This is a genomic window from Flindersiella endophytica (assembly GCF_054779015.1).
Map to the genome: position 1 here is coordinate 1 of NZ_BAAGYY010000040.1, position 697 is coordinate 697.

Below are 697 nucleotides of genomic sequence, written 5' to 3' on the forward strand. Positions count from 1 at the left end.
CCGGTCTGCGGGAGCTGCCATATTCGTCGAACTGGACCAGGACCACGAGAATCCGCCTGTGAGAACGTTATGGCTGACATCCGGCGACACCGTGCGGTGTATCGACTGCTGCCGAGCATGGGCCTCGACCGTGGCGACTACCGGGTGCTGACCATCGGGGGCGAGCTGACCAAGGTGATTCGCTGGCAGCTGTCCGGGTCACCCGATGACTATCCGAGTGTGATCAACGCCGAATGGGCCGGTGGCCCGGATCAGCGTCTGGTGGATGTGGGCGTCGGAGCAGATGAGGCGCCGATCTTCAGCCGTCGTATCGTCGACCTGTTCCGAGGCGACTTCGAGGCCGCCGGATCGTTGCTGCCGCTTCACGTCGACGGCATTGAGAGCGAAGACTGGTTCCTCTTTCTCGTCGAGCAGGTCGTCGACTGCCTGGACGTGGAACGCTCCTCAGAGCCGGAATGGGACGGCGTAATCAGAAAGACCGTGTTCCGCGCCGATGCGGTGCCGAACAACCTGCCAGCGTTCCGGATGCCGCAGTCCACCAAAATTCACTGGAACGGCTGGGCGGCCCACCGAATGACGAAGCTGGGCAGCCGCGACGTCGAGGCGCGCCTGATCTGGACCGACGACCCGACGCGCACACCCCACCCTGACCCGTGGAGTTTCTGACACCGAATCTCTCCCGAAGTCGGCGGCAACC

General features: G+C 63.8%; 1 protein-coding gene. It reads left to right on the forward strand.

Going from position 1 to position 697, the window contains the following annotated elements; all coding sequences use genetic code 11:
- The first annotated feature begins 69 nt into the window (after window positions 1–69).
- Complete coding sequence (locus tag ACYVF6_RS40970; RefSeq protein WP_460530569.1) at window positions 70–666, forward strand: hypothetical protein; 597 nt, start codon at window positions 70–72, stop codon at window positions 664–666.
- The last annotated feature ends 31 nt before the right edge of the window (window positions 667–697 follow it).